The 15,809-nt window shown below is 34.6% G+C and carries 18 protein-coding genes and 1 pseudogene; 14 read left to right on the forward strand and 5 right to left on the reverse strand.

Annotated features, from left to right (window positions below):
• Positions 1 to 46: 46 nt before the first annotated feature.
• From BUC11_RS10285 to BUC11_RS17370, 13 genes and pseudogenes are all read left to right on the forward strand, one after another.
• Positions 47 to 742 (forward strand): ABC transporter ATP-binding protein, encoded by a 696-nt coding sequence (locus BUC11_RS10285; protein WP_073353848.1) that lies wholly within the window; start codon positions 47 to 49, stop codon positions 740 to 742.
• A gap of 358 nt (positions 743 to 1,100) precedes the next feature.
• Positions 1,101 to 3,728 carry a type IX secretion system periplasmic lipoprotein PorW/SprE gene (gene porW / locus BUC11_RS10290; RefSeq protein WP_073353849.1) on the forward strand — a complete coding sequence of 876 codons (2,628 nt, stop codon included), beginning with the start codon at positions 1,101 to 1,103 and terminating at the stop codon, positions 3,726 to 3,728.
• Between the two features lie 2 nt (positions 3,729 to 3,730).
• On the forward strand, positions 3,731 to 4,138 hold the full coding sequence (locus BUC11_RS10295; protein ID WP_073353850.1) for a bactofilin family protein: 408 nt from the start codon (positions 3,731 to 3,733) through the stop codon (positions 4,136 to 4,138).
• Positions 4,107 to 4,334 (forward strand): AtpZ/AtpI family protein, encoded by a 228-nt coding sequence (locus tag BUC11_RS10300; RefSeq protein ID WP_073353852.1) that lies wholly within the window; start codon positions 4,107 to 4,109, stop codon positions 4,332 to 4,334. Before BUC11_RS10295 ends, BUC11_RS10300 begins: the two co-directional genes overlap by 32 nt.
• The gene (locus BUC11_RS10305; RefSeq protein WP_073353853.1) at positions 4,331 to 4,723 is read left to right on the forward strand and encodes a DUF6168 family protein; all 393 of its coding nucleotides are present in this window, start codon (positions 4,331 to 4,333) and stop codon (positions 4,721 to 4,723) included. Before BUC11_RS10300 ends, BUC11_RS10305 begins: the two co-directional genes overlap by 4 nt.
• Positions 4,724 to 4,843: 120 nt before the next feature.
• Positions 4,844 to 5,974 (forward strand): F0F1 ATP synthase subunit A, encoded by a 1,131-nt coding sequence (gene atpB / locus BUC11_RS10310; protein WP_073353855.1) that lies wholly within the window; start codon positions 4,844 to 4,846, stop codon positions 5,972 to 5,974.
• Positions 5,975 to 6,088: 114 nt separating this feature from the next.
• Positions 6,089 to 6,280, forward strand: coding sequence for an ATP synthase F0 subunit C (gene atpE, locus BUC11_RS10315; protein ID WP_073353856.1), 192 nt, complete (start codon positions 6,089 to 6,091; stop codon positions 6,278 to 6,280).
• Positions 6,281 to 6,398: 118 nt separating this feature from the next.
• Positions 6,399 to 6,899, forward strand: coding sequence for a F0F1 ATP synthase subunit B (locus BUC11_RS10320; RefSeq protein ID WP_073353857.1), 501 nt, complete (start codon positions 6,399 to 6,401; stop codon positions 6,897 to 6,899).
• Positions 6,900 to 6,901: 2 nt separating this feature from the next.
• Positions 6,902 to 7,435, forward strand: coding sequence for an ATP synthase F1 subunit delta (gene atpH, locus BUC11_RS10325; protein ID WP_073353859.1), 534 nt, complete (start codon positions 6,902 to 6,904; stop codon positions 7,433 to 7,435).
• Between the two features lie 38 nt (positions 7,436 to 7,473).
• On the forward strand, positions 7,474 to 9,051 hold the full coding sequence (gene atpA / locus BUC11_RS10330) for a F0F1 ATP synthase subunit alpha (RefSeq protein ID WP_035669021.1): 1,578 nt from the start codon (positions 7,474 to 7,476) through the stop codon (positions 9,049 to 9,051).
• 70 nt (positions 9,052 to 9,121) lie between these two features.
• Complete coding sequence (gene atpG / locus BUC11_RS10335) at positions 9,122 to 9,982, forward strand: ATP synthase F1 subunit gamma (protein ID WP_073353860.1); 861 nt, start codon at positions 9,122 to 9,124, stop codon at positions 9,980 to 9,982.
• Between the two features lie 191 nt (positions 9,983 to 10,173).
• Positions 10,174 to 10,761 (forward strand): Uma2 family endonuclease, encoded by a 588-nt coding sequence (locus BUC11_RS10340; RefSeq protein WP_073353862.1) that lies wholly within the window; start codon positions 10,174 to 10,176, stop codon positions 10,759 to 10,761.
• Positions 10,762 to 10,887: 126 nt separating this feature from the next.
• A pseudogene (locus tag BUC11_RS17370) lies at positions 10,888 to 11,003 on the forward strand (F0F1 ATP synthase subunit gamma); the annotation flags it as partial.
• 74 nt (positions 11,004 to 11,077) lie between these two features.
• Here BUC11_RS17370 and BUC11_RS10345 read toward each other — a convergent pair.
• On the reverse strand, positions 11,078 to 13,246 hold the full coding sequence (locus tag BUC11_RS10345) for a peptidase domain-containing ABC transporter (protein WP_073353863.1): 2,169 nt from the start codon (positions 13,244 to 13,246) through the stop codon (positions 11,078 to 11,080).
• Positions 13,247 to 13,309: 63 nt separating this feature from the next.
• On the opposite strand from BUC11_RS10345, the gene BUC11_RS10350 reads away from it, so the two are divergent.
• Positions 13,310 to 13,672: a four helix bundle protein gene (locus BUC11_RS10350; protein ID WP_073353865.1), complete on the forward strand. Its 363-nt coding sequence runs from the start codon at positions 13,310 to 13,312 to the stop codon at positions 13,670 to 13,672.
• 50 nt (positions 13,673 to 13,722) lie between these two features.
• Here the strand turns inward: BUC11_RS10350 and BUC11_RS10355 are convergent, their stop codons facing one another.
• The 4 genes from BUC11_RS10355 to BUC11_RS17160 all read right to left on the reverse strand — a co-directional run bounded on the left by BUC11_RS10355 (position 13,723) and on the right by BUC11_RS17160 (position 15,704).
• Positions 13,723 to 14,865, reverse strand: coding sequence for an HlyD family secretion protein (locus tag BUC11_RS10355; protein ID WP_175547743.1), 1,143 nt, complete (start codon positions 14,863 to 14,865; stop codon positions 13,723 to 13,725).
• Between the two features lie 39 nt (positions 14,866 to 14,904).
• The gene (locus tag BUC11_RS10360; RefSeq protein ID WP_073353866.1) at positions 14,905 to 15,276 is read right to left on the reverse strand and encodes a hypothetical protein; all 372 of its coding nucleotides are present in this window, start codon (positions 15,274 to 15,276) and stop codon (positions 14,905 to 14,907) included.
• Between the two features lie 64 nt (positions 15,277 to 15,340).
• On the reverse strand, positions 15,341 to 15,508 hold the full coding sequence (locus tag BUC11_RS16965) for a hypothetical protein (protein ID WP_175547744.1): 168 nt from the start codon (positions 15,506 to 15,508) through the stop codon (positions 15,341 to 15,343).
• Between the two features lie 19 nt (positions 15,509 to 15,527).
• On the reverse strand, positions 15,528 to 15,704 hold the full coding sequence (locus BUC11_RS17160; RefSeq protein ID WP_245793849.1) for a hypothetical protein: 177 nt from the start codon (positions 15,702 to 15,704) through the stop codon (positions 15,528 to 15,530).
• Between the last annotated feature and the right edge of the window lie 105 nt (positions 15,705 to 15,809).

Raw genomic sequence — 15,809 nt, forward strand, 5'->3', positions numbered from 1 at the left:
CAGCGATTAACGAAATCAACAAATAACCGAATAAACTTTTTCAAACATGATACAAGTAAACAACCTTTCGAAAACATACAACGGAACAACCGTATTAAAAATAGATTCTTTAGAGATAAAAAAAGGCGAAAGCTTTGGATTAGTAGGCAATAACGGTGCTGGAAAAACTACTTTTTTTAGCCTTTTATTGGATTTAATCCAGCCTTCAACAGGAAACATTGTCAACCATGGCGTACAAGTAAACACCAGCGAATCTTGGAAACCCTTCACCGCCTCCTTCCTAGATGAAAGTTTCTTGATAGGCTACTTGACTCCCGAAGAATATTTTTACTTTATAGGTGATTTACGCGGACAAAACAAAGCCGATGTCGATGCTTTATTGGCTACACACGAAGAATTTTTCAATGGTGAAATCCTAAAAAACAAGAAATATTTACGCGATTTATCCAAAGGGAATCAGAAAAAAGTAGGCATCATCGCTACCTTAATCGGGAATCCGGAAGTGATTATTCTGGACGAACCTTTTGCTAATTTAGACCCAACCACTCAATTCCGTTTAAAAAAAATCATCAAAGATTTAGCCGATAATCCAGAGATTACTGTTTTGGTTTCTAGCCACGATTTGCAGCATACCGTTGAGGTTAGCGACAGGATTGTTGCCATGCACAAAGGCGAAGTGGTCAAGGATATTCAAACTTCACCAGAAACGTTAAAGGAACTAGAATTGTTTTTTGCCGTTTAAATTCAACCTAACAATCTCATAAAAAAGTATACCGCTACTACGCTAATTTCATTTATTACTTTAAATGTTTACGATGCGAATTAGCGGTTTATTTTTAGGCTTTCAAGTCAAAAACTACCTGTAAGTCTTTTAGATTTTACTTTGGGCGTGACCCTTCGTGAAAAACTTCGGGTCGGGCTGTACGCTGTATCTTTATTTTCTTAAAGAAAGAAAATAAAGGATGCCGCTTCCATCCCTCACGCACGCGAAAGAGTCAAATAAACCCGGATAATTTTCACGATGTCAAAAAGAAACGTATTTTTACCAGTCAGTATACTAAAAAGCATATTTAAAAGTTAATTGATAAAAACGTTTCCCCTTGAAAATCAATATATTTAAACCGTTACCCTTCTTGTTGTTTTTTGCTTTTTTGGTAGCTTGTTCTACTAAGAAAGATACTTTTTTGGCACGGAATTCTCATGCCTTAAGCACCAAGTATAACATTTTATACAACGGTAAAGTAGGCTTAGACAAAGGAGTTCAAACTTTAAAATCTAATGATGATGATGACTTCTGGCAACTTTTACCTCCAGAAAAAATGCAAATTGTAGAGGACTTCACCGCTACCACAAAACCAATAAATGCTGATTTTGAATTGGCTGAAACCAAAGCGACCAAAGCCATTCAGAAACACTCCATGAATATTGGAGGCAGAGAAAAAAACAGTCAAATTGACGAAGCCTATCTCATGCTTGGAAAAGCGAGGTATTACGACCAACGGTTTGTGCCGGCTCTCGATGCTTTCAATTACATTCTCTATAAATACCCCAACAGCAGCAAGATTTACGAAGCTAAAATATGGCGAGAAAAAACCAATATGCGTCTGGGAAATGATGCTTTAGTGATAAAAAACATCAGTAAATTATTAGAAGAGCACCAAGTAAAGAAACAAGTTTTTGCAGATGCAAACGCCCTTTTAGCGGCTTCTTTTTTAAACCTGGAAGAAAAGGATAGCGCCGTGGCCAAAATAAAAGAAGCCATCGCATTCACCAAAGTAAATCAGGAAAGAGCAAGATACCGTTTTGTTTTAGGACAATTGTATCTAGAGCTGGGGTATAAAGACAGCGCTGTGGCAGCCTATCAAGAAGTAATTAGTATGAACCGAAAAGCGGAGCGAAAATTTGTTATTCAAGCACATGCTAAAAAAGCGGAATTATTTGATTACCAAATTGGAGATACGATTTCTTTTGTAAACACCTTCAATAAACTGATGCAAGACCGAGAAAATCGTCCCTACAAAGATTTGATTTTTCATCAAATGGCCGTGTATCATGACAAGCAAAACAATCGGAAAACGGCAATGGATTTGTATAGTGCTTCCTTAAAAACGAATTCGAAAGACAGCTATTTAATAGCCTCTAACTATAGAAATTTAGGAAACATGTATTTTAGAAATGCGGAATATCCTTTGGCGGCAAAATACTACGATAGTACTTTAGTCAAGCTAAATAAGAAAACTAGAGAATTTGGTAAAATTCAAAAAATCAGAAGCAATCTCGATGAAGTGATTTTATACGAGGCGTTGGCAAAGCAAAATGACAGTATTCTAAATGTAGTGGCAATGAATCCTGCGGATCGTTCCGCTTATTATGAAAAATACATTACTAAATTAAAGGAACAAGATGAGGTTAAAAGGCTCTTAGAAGAAAAAAACAAAGTGATACAAGAAAACACTGCACGCAATAATTCACCTTCTTCTATTGATCCAGTTTCTACTCAAGATCCGATAAGACCTAACCGCAAATCGACAATGACTCCACCTACAGCGGCGTCCACTAATGCGCAGCCTGGAGCGAGTACATTCTACTTTTATAATTTTACAACCGTGGCTTTTGGTAAAATAGAATTTAAAAAAATATGGGGCGACAGGGTTCTAAATGGCAATTGGAGACTTTCATCAGGAAATGTAAATGCAGCGGCTGCTGATTCTTTGACTTTGGAAAAGAACGGTACAAAAAAGGAATCGGACATCATACTAGTTGCAGAGCAGTACACTACGAATTATTATTTAAAACAACTTCCGACCGCACAAATAGAATTAGACAGCATTAGTAAAGAACGCAATTTTGCCTACTATCAATTGGGAATTATTTACAAAGAAAAATTCAAAGAAAATGATTTGGCTATCGCTAAACTGGAATACCTATTAAAAAATAATCCAGAGGAAAAACTGATTCTTCCTGCTATGTACAATTTGTATAAGTTATATCAAATCAACGGTAGCAGCAAAGCAGAGGCGATGAAAAACAGAATCGTAACGCAATATCCGGACTCCCGCTATGCCCAAATTATAAACAACACCAATCCAAGTGCGATTTCAGCAGTTGACTCGCCAGAAAGCGTCTATAACAAGTGGTATAAACTGTTTCAACAAGAGCAATTTGTTTTGGTTTTAGAGAATGCCGATGCTCTTATTACTCAGTTTTCGGGCGAAGAGATTGGATCTAAATTTGAACTGCTAAAAGCGAATGTGATAGGCAAGCTAAAAGGGGTTGCCGCTTACAAAAACGCGCTGCAAGTGGTTGCAGATAATTATCCAAATAGTGAGGAGGGGAAAAATGCCCTATTGATATTGAATGATCAAATTCCGTTTTTAGAAAAAATGGACTTTGTTACAACAGATTCAAATAACTGGAAAATTTTATATCAAGTGGGAGCACGCGATGCTCAAAACACCAAAGCGTTAGAAGAAAAAATAAAAGTATTCTTGGCAAGTGAAAACTTTCAAAAAATGTATTATTCGTATGATATCTACACGGACAAAGGAAATTTCATCACGATACATGGAATAAAATCAAAGGCCTACGCAGCGGATATTGCATTGGTTTTAGAAGAAAATATAAAATATAAAATTACTGATGCGGCTGTAGTAGTTTCAGGCGAAAATTATAAAGTCATCCAAATCAAGAAAAATCTTGAAACGTATTTAGCCTCTAAAAAGCAATAATTATGTTTGATAAAAAACAAAAATCATATACTGATCTTCTAGGAAAGACCAATAGAATTGTAGAGGGAACCACGATCAAAGGGGATATTATTTCACAAGCTGATTTTAGATTAGACGGACACTTGATTGGTAATTTTGAGTCTGGCGGAAAAATTGTAATTGGCCCTGCAGGAAGTGTCACGGGAGATATTGTATGTAAAAATGCAGATATCGAAGGCAAATTTGACGGAAAAATTCAGGTAACGGAGGTGCTAAATGTAAAATCGAAAGCTAGTATTCATGGTGAAGTTATCGTAGGCAAATTATCTGTTGAACCAGGTGCTGATTTTAGTGCGTCGTGTGCAATGAAGACCAATATTAAAAATCAAATGCCTACTAATGGACAACAAACCGCCTCAAAAAAGGCCTAATAAATGGCTTGCACTCATTAATATTCCCATTCAAATGGGAGTTATTATTTTCTTGTTCTCCTATCTTGGAGACTGGTTAGATGAAAATCATCCCAATCCCAAGGTGTATTACTCTAAAATTTTAGTATTCGTTGGTGTTGTACTGGCGTTGTATAACGTGATTCGGCAAGTAAACGAAATTAATAAAACACAATGAGTTTAAAAAAATACAGACCGCTTTTGTCTTTAGTAGTACTTGCAGGATTAGCATACCTTATTCATCGCGTTATTTTTTATGCTTTAGAAATAAATGATACGCCTTTTTATTATTCCATAGAAACCCTATATCTCTTGTTTTTAGTATTGTCAATTATGGTATTTGTAGTTTTGTTGAAAGTCAAAGAACGCAGTTTTGACAATGTAGGGATGTCTTTTCTTTTGAGCACAAGTGTCAAAATGATTGTTTGTTATGTAATTTTAAAACCTATATTGCAGGTCACAAACGAGGAAAATACATTGGAGAAAATTAATTTTTTTATGATGTTTATTATCTTTTTAGCAATTGAAACGATATTAACAATACGGATATTAAACGAAAAGCAATGAATATGTGATTTAAGGAACAAATCCATCAAAAATAAATTTTTATATTCTTTTGAATATTAATAAAAGATGTACATTTGCACCAAATTTCAGAAACGTAATAAATTAAGATAATTAACTGTTATGGTGATTTCAAACAAAGCACTTAGATTTATATTAGCGACTTTAGTAGCGTGTCTTCCTTTAATTAGTTTTGCAAATCCAGAAGTGGATACGACAAAAGTGAGAACAGAAGTTGCCCTTGAGGCAGCCGAAGGAGCTCATGCAGAACCAACAGATGTAAAATCTAAAATTAAAGAATTTATCAATCATCACCTTTTAGATGCGCATGATTTTACTTTTAATGTCGATGAGGCAACTGGAGCGCATAATGGTTTTTCTTTGCCAATTATTCTTTGGGACAACGGTTTACAAGTATTTTCTTCTTCAAAATTTCACCATGGTGAGGAAACAGCAGAACACAATGGAAACTTCTATGTTTTGCACCACGAAAAAATATACAAAACAGACGCAACTGGAACTTTAACAGAAGAGCACGGTCACCCAACAAACGCTGCTCCACTTGATTTGTCGATTACTAAAAGTGTAATTGGTATTTTAGGAATTGCACTTTTAATGTTTGTCTTGTTTACTGGATTAGCAAAATCGTATGGTAAAAATAACGGAATAGCTTCTGGTGCGGGAAGGTTTTTTGAACCACTTGTACTTTATATTAGAGATGAAATAGCTATTCCTAACATTGGAGAAAAAGGGTACAAAAAATACATGAGTTATTTATTGACTATATTTTTCTTTATTTTCTTTTTAAATATATTAGGATTAACTCCGCTAGGATTTAACGTAACAGGGAATATTGCTATTACAGCATCATTGGCTTTATTAACGTATTTAATTACCACTTTCACGGCTAATAAAAATTATTGGGGACACATTTTCTGGATGCCAGGTGTACCAACTCCAATGAAATTTATCTTGGCTCCAATTGAATTATTGGGAACCATCATCAAACCATTTTCATTAATGATACGTTTGTATGCTAACATTTTAGCAGGGCACGTTGTTTTAATGAGTATCATTGGTTTAATGTTTATATTCAAAAGCTGGATTGGAAGCACATTGTCATTTGGTTTGGCATTTGCACTTTCGATACTTGAAATATTAGTAGCTTTTTTACAAGCGTATATTTTCACCATGTTATCTGCACTGTATTTTGGAGCAGGAAACGAAGAGCATCATCACGAAGAGGCTCACTAGATTTCAGATTTTTGAAACTTGATTTATGATTGCAGATTTTGCAATTCTGAAATCAAAAATCGTTAATCTTCAATCTAAAATCAAATTGAATGTTTAATTTTTAATTTATATATTATGGAAATTCCAACTATTGTAGGAGCAGGATTGATTGTTATCGGAGCAGGTTTAGGTATTGGTAGAATTGGTGGTTCAGCAATGGACGCTATTGCTCGTCAACCAGAGGCTTCTGGAAAAATCCAAACAGCTATGCTTATCGCAGCTGCACTTATTGAAGGTATTGGTTTTGCTGCGTTATTCGCATCTTAATTAAAACTAAAATAAAACAATAGTTGCAACGGTTGGTTGTAACTATTGTTTTTAAAATTAAAACATTACAAATTGCGATTAAAAGCAATACATACTTTAAAATTTATAATTAGATATAATGGATAAGTTAATAAATGATTTTTCGTTTGGTTTGTTTATCTGGCAGATAGTAATATTTGTTGGATTAATACTCTTGTTAAAAAAATTCGCTTGGAAGCCAATTCTTGATGCAGTAAATGATAGAGAAGAAGGAATCAAGAATGCCTTACTTTCTGCTGAAAACGCTAGAAAAGAAATGCAAAATCTTCAAGCTGACAACCAACGTATTTTACAAGAAGCTAGATTAGAGCGCGACAACATGCTTAAAGAGGCTCGTGAAATGAAAGAAAAAATGGTTGCTGATGCTAAAAACGAAGCGCAAGTTCAAGGATTGAAAATGATTGAACAAGCGAAAGTGGCAATTGAAGGTGAAAAAAATGCAGCTATGGCTGAGTTGAAATTACAAGTTTCTACTTTATCATTGAGTATTGCTGAAAAATTATTGAAAGACGAATTGTCTAACAAAGAAGCTCAAACTAAGTTAGTGGAGAAATTGTTAGGTGACGTAAAACTGAACTAATTATGGCAAGTACAAGAGCAGCAATTCGTTATGCAACAGCAATTTTAGATTTAGCAAACTCAAAAGGAGTTGCCGAAGTTGTAAATAATGATATGAAATTGATTGCTTCAACGATCAATGGAAACTTAGAATTGAGTACTTTTATCCAAAATCCAACTTTAAAAGTGGAGGTTAAGAAGAAAGCACTTTTGGAAGTTTTTGCAGGTATTGATGCAGTTACTCAAGGATTATTTCATTTGTTATTTGAAAACAAAAGATTCGAAATTCTAGAAGGTATTGCTACAGAATACAGCAAATTATCTGACGTGATGAATGGTATTGAAGTAGCTAAAGTTACTACCGCTATTCCTATGGATGCTGCATTAGAAGCTAAAGTGAAAGCGACAATAGCAACACTTTCAGATAAGAAAATCACAATTGAAAATACAGTAGATGCTTCAATTATTGGAGGATTTATTTTAAGAATAGGCGACAAGCAATACAATGCTTCAATAGCCAACAGATTACAAGTATTAAAAAGAGAGTTAAGTAATTAGTTTTATTGCACATTTAAGTGTTTAAATTATAAAATAAAATGGCGGAAATTAAACCTGCTGAAATTTCAGCAATATTAAGAAAGCAAGTAGAAGGTTTTGAATCTGGTGCTACACTAGAAGAAGTAGGAACAGTACTTCAAGTTGGAGATGGTATTGCTCGTGTTTACGGGCTTTCTAATGTTCAATATGGAGAATTAGTTGAATTTGACAATGGATTAGAAGCTATTGTTTTGAACCTTGAAGAAGACAATGTAGGTGTGGTACTTTTAGGACCCTCTACAGGAATCAAAGAAGGATCAACTGCAAAAAGAACACAACGTATTGCTTCTCTTAAAGTAGGAGAACAAATGGTAGGTCGTGTAGTAAACACACTTGGTTTTCCAATAGATGGAAAAGGGCCAATTGGTGGAGATTTATACGAGATGCCTTTGGAAAGAAAAGCTCCTGGAGTTATCTTCCGTCAACCCGTTACTGAACCATTACAAACTGGTATTAAAGCAGTAGATGCTATGATTCCAGTAGGTCGTGGACAACGTGAGCTCGTTATTGGTGACCGTCAAACAGGGAAATCAACTGTTTGTATCGATACGATCTTAAATCAAAAAGAATTTTATGATGCTGGGAAACCAGTATTCTGTATATATGTTGCAATTGGACAAAAAGCGTCAACTGTAGCAGGAATTGCTAAAATGTTAGAAGAAAAAGGAGCAATGGCGTATACCATTATTGTTGCTGCTAATGCTTCTGATCCAGCTCCAATGCAAGTGTATGCTCCTTTCGCAGGTGCTGCAATTGGAGAATATTTTAGAGATTCAGGTCGTCCAGCTTTGATTGTTTATGATGATTTATCTAAACAAGCGGTGGCGTATCGTGAGGTTTCTCTTTTATTGAGAAGACCACCGGGACGTGAAGCATATCCTGGAGATGTATTTTACTTACACAGCCGTTTATTAGAACGTGCTTGTAAAGTAATTGCTGATGATGGAATTGCTAAAGACATGAACGATTTACCAGATTCATTGAAATCAATTGTAAAAGGTGGTGGATCACTTACTGCTTTACCAATTATTGAGACTCAAGCGGGTGACGTTTCGGCATACATCCCAACAAACGTAATTTCGATTACTGATGGTCAAATTTTCTTGGATGGAGATTTGTTTAACTCAGGGGTTCGTCCAGCAATTAACGTAGGTATCTCGGTATCTCGTGTTGGAGGAAATGCACAAATTAAATCGATGAAAAAAGTAGCCGGTACTTTAAAACTAGATCAAGCACAATTCCGTGAATTGGAAGCGTTTGCTAAATTTGGTTCTGATCTTGATGCCGTTACTTTAAACGTAATTGAAAAAGGAAAAAGAAACGTTGAGATCTTGAAACAAGGTTTGAATGATCCTTATACTGTTGAAGATCAAGTTGCCATTATCTATGCTGGTTCTAAAAACTTATTGAGAAATGTTCCTGTGAATAAAGTAAGAGAATTTGAGAAAGATTTCTTGGAATTCTTGAACAACAAACACAGAGCGACTCTTGATGCGTTGAAAGCAGGAAAGTTAACAGACGAAATTACAGATGTAATCGAAACTGTAGCAAAAGAATTATCAGCGAAATATAACTAATTTAGTGAAAAGTGAAAAGTGAGTAGTTAGGCTATTCACTTTTCACGATTCACCTTTCACTATAAACAAAATGGCAAATTTAAAGGAAATCCGTAATAGAATTACTTCCGTTTCATCTACGATGCAAATTACATCAGCGATGAAAATGGTTTCTGCAGCAAAGCTAAAGAAAGCACAAGATGCAATCACGGCAATGCGCCCTTATGCCGAAAAATTAACGGAACTATTGCAAAATCTTTCTGCTACACTTGAAGGTGATGCGGGTGGAGAATTTACAACACAACGTGAAGTTAAAAAAGTGTTGCTTGTTGTAATAACTTCTAATAGGGGTTTGGCTGGCGCTTTTAATACTAATGCCATTAAAGAAGCCAGAAGCCGTGCAGAATTTTATGCTGGAAAACAGGTGGATGTTTTTGCTATCGGTAAAAAAGGAAATGATGTTTTAAGTAAAACACTTCCTGTTGTAGACAATCATAGCGCTGTATTTGACGATTTGACTTTTGATAATGTGGCTGTAATCGCAGACTTGTTAACCGAGAAATTCGTTTCCGGTGAATACGATAAAATTGAGTTGATTTACAACCAATTTAAAAATGCAGCAACACAAATCGTTCAAACGGAGCAATTTTTACCATTGGCACCTATAAAATCTGATGTACCGGTTTCGACAGGGGATTATATTTTTGAACCCTCAAAAGAGGAAATCGTGTTGACTTTAATTCCAAAATCATTAAAAACACAATTGTACAAAGGGATTCGTGATTCATTTGCTTCTGAGCACGGAGCGCGTATGACTGCCATGCACAAAGCAACGGATAATGCAACTGAATTGAGAAATCAATTGAAATTGACTTACAATAAAGCGCGTCAAGCTTCTATTACTAATGAGATTCTAGAGATCGTTGGTGGTGCTGAAGCATTGAATGGGTAAGAAAGTAGCTGAATATTTATCTAAAAGTCCTCCAATTTGGAGGACTTTTTCTATTGACGAAAACCGTTAAATTGCTTATTTACTTTTGATTAAATACAAACCTAATATTTGATAGTCCTAATAACACATAAAATCATTTTTTTGCAATCAAAAAGTTAATTCATTAAATTTGTTTTTCAAAAGCTACACAAATGGCAATAATTACAAATTTTTCCGATTTAGATTTGACTAAGCAATATTCTTATGCTGATTATTTGCGTTGGCAATTTCAGGAGCGTGTAGAATTGATTAAGGGATTTATTCGGAAAATGAGTCCAGCACCAAGTATGGTGCATCAAAGAATTTCAAATAATTTATCGTTTGAATTAAATACCTATTTTAAGCGACAGTCTTGTGATGTTTTCCAAGCTCCTTTTGATGTTCGTTTAGCTATTCCATCAACCAAAAAAGACTCTACCGTGGTTCAGCCTGATTTGTGTATTATTTGTGATGAAAGCAAACTAGATGCACGAGGATGCAATGGATCTCCAGATTTGATGATTGAGATTATGTCGACTAATAATAGCAAACACGATGTGCACACTAAGTTTAATTTATATCAAGAAGCGGGCGTGAAAGAATACTGGATAATTGAACCTAATGATAAATTGATTCTAGTTTACACCTTAGTGAACGAAGTATTTATTGGTTTAAAACCGCAAGTAGAAGGCGAAAAAATTACAAGCCCGCTGTTTCCTGAATTGGATATTGCTATTGAGGATGTATTTTTTAAGGTATAAAAAGCATTACAAATAAAGAAATTGCATTGTAGCTGATTTTAAAATCATTGTCGAAATAATTGCACTAAGGAATTCTATTCATTTGCTTCAGAGCACGTATGACTACTATGCACACCCGAGCGAAGCAAAGCAACGGATAAAGCAACGGAACTTAGAAATCAACGTATAAAAAAGCGTGTCAAGTTTCAATTACCAGCGAAATTTTAGAGATTGTTGGTGGTGCTAAAGTATTAAATGGATAAAACAGCGCTTGGATTTATAAAAAAGGCGATTAAAATTAAGTTTTAATCGCCTTTTTTGTGTTTGTAAGTTAGTATTACAACAATCCTTGTTTCTGCCATAAATCATAGTATTTCCCTTTTTGTTCTAATAAATAAATATGGTTTCCACATTCTATTATTGTTCCATTCTCCATTACTAAAATGGTATCCGCATTTGCAATGGTGCTTAATCTATGCGCAATAACAATAATGGTTTTACCTCGCGCTTTAAAATCATCAATAACTTTTTTAACAATATACTCTGCATTAGTGTCTAATGACGATGTGGCTTCATCCATTAATAATACCTCTGGATTCTTGTATAAAGCTCGGGCTATGGCAAGTCGTTGCTTCTGCCCACCGGAAAGCATGGCGCCGTTTTCGCCTATTTGAGTTTCAAAACCATTGGGTAATTTCTCTACAAATTCAGTTATTCCTAATTGTTTTGACAAATCTAAAATGCGTTGCATGTCAGGAAAAGAAGATCCTAGAGCAATATTTTCTATAATATTGCCTGAAAATAAATTGAGTTGTTGCGGAATTACTCCAATGCAGTTGCGTAAACTTTGATAATGAATAAATTGAGAATCATAATCGCCAATATAAATTTTCCCTTCTTTAATAGGATACAGATTTTGTAAAAGCGAAATCAATGTTGTTTTCCCACTACCACTTTCTCCAACAATAGCAGTAGTTTCATTTTTCTTGAAAACCGCATTAAAATCTTTGAAAACTTCTGTTCGCGAGCCATAACGAAACGTTACATTTTCAAATTTTATGTCTCCCATATTTTCTCTTTGCAATTCGACTTTGTTTTCTGTTTCTTCCCGTTCTAAATCCATTATTTCAAAAAGTCGATCAGCTGCTATGAGTGCATTTTGTGCCGTTTTGTTCATCCCAATCAAGGTAGCAACGGGAGAAGTAAAATACCCAATCAAAGCGTAAAAGGAAAATAATTCTCTTGGAGTAATGGCTCTGTCAATCACATAACCCGAACCAATCCACATTAGAATAACAGTAAATATCGAAGCCAGAAATTGGGTAGAAGTCCCTGCAAAAACACTGTTTAAGCCTGATTTGTAGGTGGTGAACAATAGTTTTACAAATTTATTTTCTGTCTTTAGATTCGAAAACTCTTCGATTCCAAATTCTTTTACGGTTCTGATATGCGTGACACTTTCAACCAATTGTGTTTGTAATTCGGCAGCATTCTCCATGATAACGCGTTCTACTTTTTTATTGAATTTATTTAAAAGAAAATAAATAGCTCCATAAAAAGGAATTACCAAAAGAATCACCAAAGCCAATTTCCAATAATAGGTAAACATCAACGTAAAGGAAAAAATCACAATGAAGATATTGACAATCATATCAATCGCCACTTCATTGATAAAAGATCTAATTTTTACCGCATCGCCAATCCAGGATGTGATTTCTCCCACTTGCATCGTGTCAAAAAAACGTTGCGGCAGATGAAGCAAATGTTTATAGTATCCCAAAATTAATTTAGCATCAATTAATTGCCCCGTTTTCATAACAAAAACACTCTTTTTAGAACCGATGTAGGCTTGCAGTATAATGATGATAATCATGGAAACACTCAGCAGATTCAGCAAATTTCTGTTGCCTTCCACCAAAACATAATCGGTAATTTTTTGGATATAAATGGACATGGCCAATCCTAAAACGGTAAAAAGTATGGCACCGACCAAAGCTTGAACTAAGATGGTTTTGTGTGGCTGTACCAAATGCCAAAAGCGTTTTATAGGAGAAACTTTTTCGTTGTATTCCTTGAAATCATCATTCGGTGCAAAAAGAATCAATACTCCTGACCAAATTTTTTGAAATTCTTCATACGTGTAGGTCTCCATTTTACCAAAAGCAGGATCCATTGCTGTAATTTCCCCTACCGACCTCCCAGAGGGTGAGGAGACAGAATAAATCACAATATAATGATGCAATTGTTCTTTTACCACCACGTGAGCAATAGCAGGGAGCGGAATTTTATCAATAGCATCGATACCTCCTTTTACTCCTTTGGCAGAAAAGCCCATTTTTTCTGCAGCTTCAATTATCCCCAGCACATTGGTACCTCGCTTATCGGTATTGGCAAATTGACGAATTCGGGCTATAGGTAGATTAACTTTGTAATGATTGCCAATAGAAGCGAGACAAGCAGCGCCACAATCTTTGATATCATGTTGTTTTATTTTTATTGAGGCCATTATATAATTAGAAATTAGTAGTTGGAAATTAGTAATTTTGATTTTCTATAAATTAATTTCTTTATGAAAAACGATAATCTTATCCATGTAAAGTCAAAAAAATTTGCAATTAGAATTATCAATACTTTTAAGTATTTACAAACAGAGAAAAAAGAATTTGTTTTGTCTAAACAAATGCTTCGAAGTGGAACAGCAATTGGTGCTTTAATTAAAGAAAGTGAATTTGCCCAAAGCAGAAAAGATTTTCTGAACAAATTGTACATTGCTTTAAAGGAAGCAAACGAAACCCAGTATTGGATTGAACTATTGTTTGAAACGGAATACATTACAAAAATGGAATTTGATTCATTGTCTACGGATTGTATTGAAATACTAAGGCTTTTGGTCGCCATAACTAAAAAATTGAAAGAAAGCTTAGAGAAGTAGTAATTAGCAAGTAGAAAGTAGAAATTTCAGCAACTACTAATTACTACTTGCTAATTTCTAATTTCTAATTGTTTTGGGTTGAGCCAATCATCTACTTTGTCAAACAATAAATCAAATAAGCTTCTTCTTGTAATGATGTAGCGTGTAGTGAGTGTCATTCCTTTGGTGACTTTGGTTTTGTAACCTGATTGTAATTTCATTGTGGTTGCATTCAAAGCAGATCGTACTTTAAAAAATGCTTGCTCTCCTTGAATGGTAATATTATGGTCGATGTCAACTACTTTCCCTTCCAGTAATCCCCATTGGTTGTAATTGAAAGCATCAATCTGGAATTTTACTTTTTGGTTTTTCTGTATCAGTCCAATATCGTTTGGTGAAACGGTGCTTTCCACAATTAGTTTATCCGTAGCCGAAATAGTGGCAATTGGCTGAGAGGCGTTCAAGAAAGAGCCGTTTTGAATACCTGAGAAATTCTCGATTGTTCCTGATAGCGGTGCAATGATATAATAATTTTGAGCCTCTACTTTTATTTTTTGTAGCGTTCCGTTTAAGTTTTGGAGTTGCATTTCCAGTTCTTGTTTGTTGTTTTGCCAAAGGCTGCGTTGGCTTTTCTCTAAACTAGAAAGCGCTTGTTTTGTATACGTATAATCAAAACTGTATTTCTCGAATTCAGCCTTGGCAATTATTCCTTTGTCGTGTAACTGCTTGTTGCGGTCGTACACTATTTTAGCTTGTGCAATTTTACTTTGTAACTCTTCTTTTTTACTACTGTAGCTAAGCCACTCTTGCTGCATAGCTGGAGTTTTTAAGCTTGTTGCACTGCCTTGTGCAACTTGAGTTAAATCATGAATCTGATCCTGAGTAGTAGCTGCAGCCACTTGATTAGTAACTTTCTCAGTATTGAGGTTTTCTTGTGTAATAGCAATTAAGGTATCGCCTTGCTGCACTACTTGATTGTTTTTGAGTTTTACAAATGTCACTTTTCCATTGACTAAGCTGCTTACCTGAACATTATCAGTAGTGCTGCGAATAATACCGCGACTTTGACTGCTAATGTCTATTTTGATCACAGGCAATAATGCTATAAAAACCAGTACAGCTATTACTATTACAAAGTAAATAGAGATACTCTTGGTTTTGTTTTTGGCGATTAGATTTTCTAAGGTGTTGATGGGGTCTGAACTGAAGTTCATGAGTTTAATTATTTTTAGAAATTAGATACTTCCGTAATATTATTCTTTTTTTAATTTATCAAATTCAAAAAGTAGGAGCGCTACCGCTCCTATTATTAGAGCAAAAACATCTTTGATATCAAAAGTTCCAATATGTGGCACGAAAGCAGAGATAATTTCCAGAAAACTTAATATAACAACTTGTTTTATAACATCAATTTTGCTTAAAGGGTTTTTCTTTTTATTAAATACTCCAATAATGTAATATGTAGTTGGGATAAAAATGATATTGTTGCCTACATCTGCTAGACCACAATCAGGAATATTGTGTTTGTAAATATATGGTCTGTAAATAGTATTGATTACAAATCCGTATAAAAAACAAAGAAATAGCTTAATGTAAATTGAAAAGTATATTTTTTTAAATGTCATTGTTAATTCGATAACAATTGGACATCAAAGGAGATAAAGTCCTTTAATGTCCAATAAATATTTATTAATGTCCCATAGCGATAAGATCATATTGACTTCTAACATGATGTGCGCTTTTCATGTATGCTCCCATTACACCAATTAAATAAGTTAATCCTTCAGCAAGTTCACTTCCCCCTTCAATATTTATTAACTCTTGAAGATTTAAATCTATAAGTCCTAATTTTTCCATTGTTTGTAAGTTTAGATAATTAATTCCAAGCGTCATTGGTTGTGCTGTATCCAGCTGAAAAAGCTTTGTGATGTGCTATTGGATTATTGAAAACTTCGAGTCCATACCATGCAAATGGCCACCAGATTGCTCCCCCTTCAACTTCTTGTACTTCCTGAGCATTCAGCTCTACTAAATTTAAATTTTCTAAATTCATTTTTTTAAGTGGTGGATTCAATTAATTAATGCGAATTCCTGATTATTGTTTAATAATTGTAAATATACTTCATTTGGAGAATCAAATTGATGCCTTTTCCGAGGT

It is taken from the genome of Flavobacterium xanthum (genome assembly GCF_900142695.1).
Lineage (GTDB): Bacteria > Bacteroidota > Bacteroidia > Flavobacteriales > Flavobacteriaceae > Flavobacterium > Flavobacterium xanthum.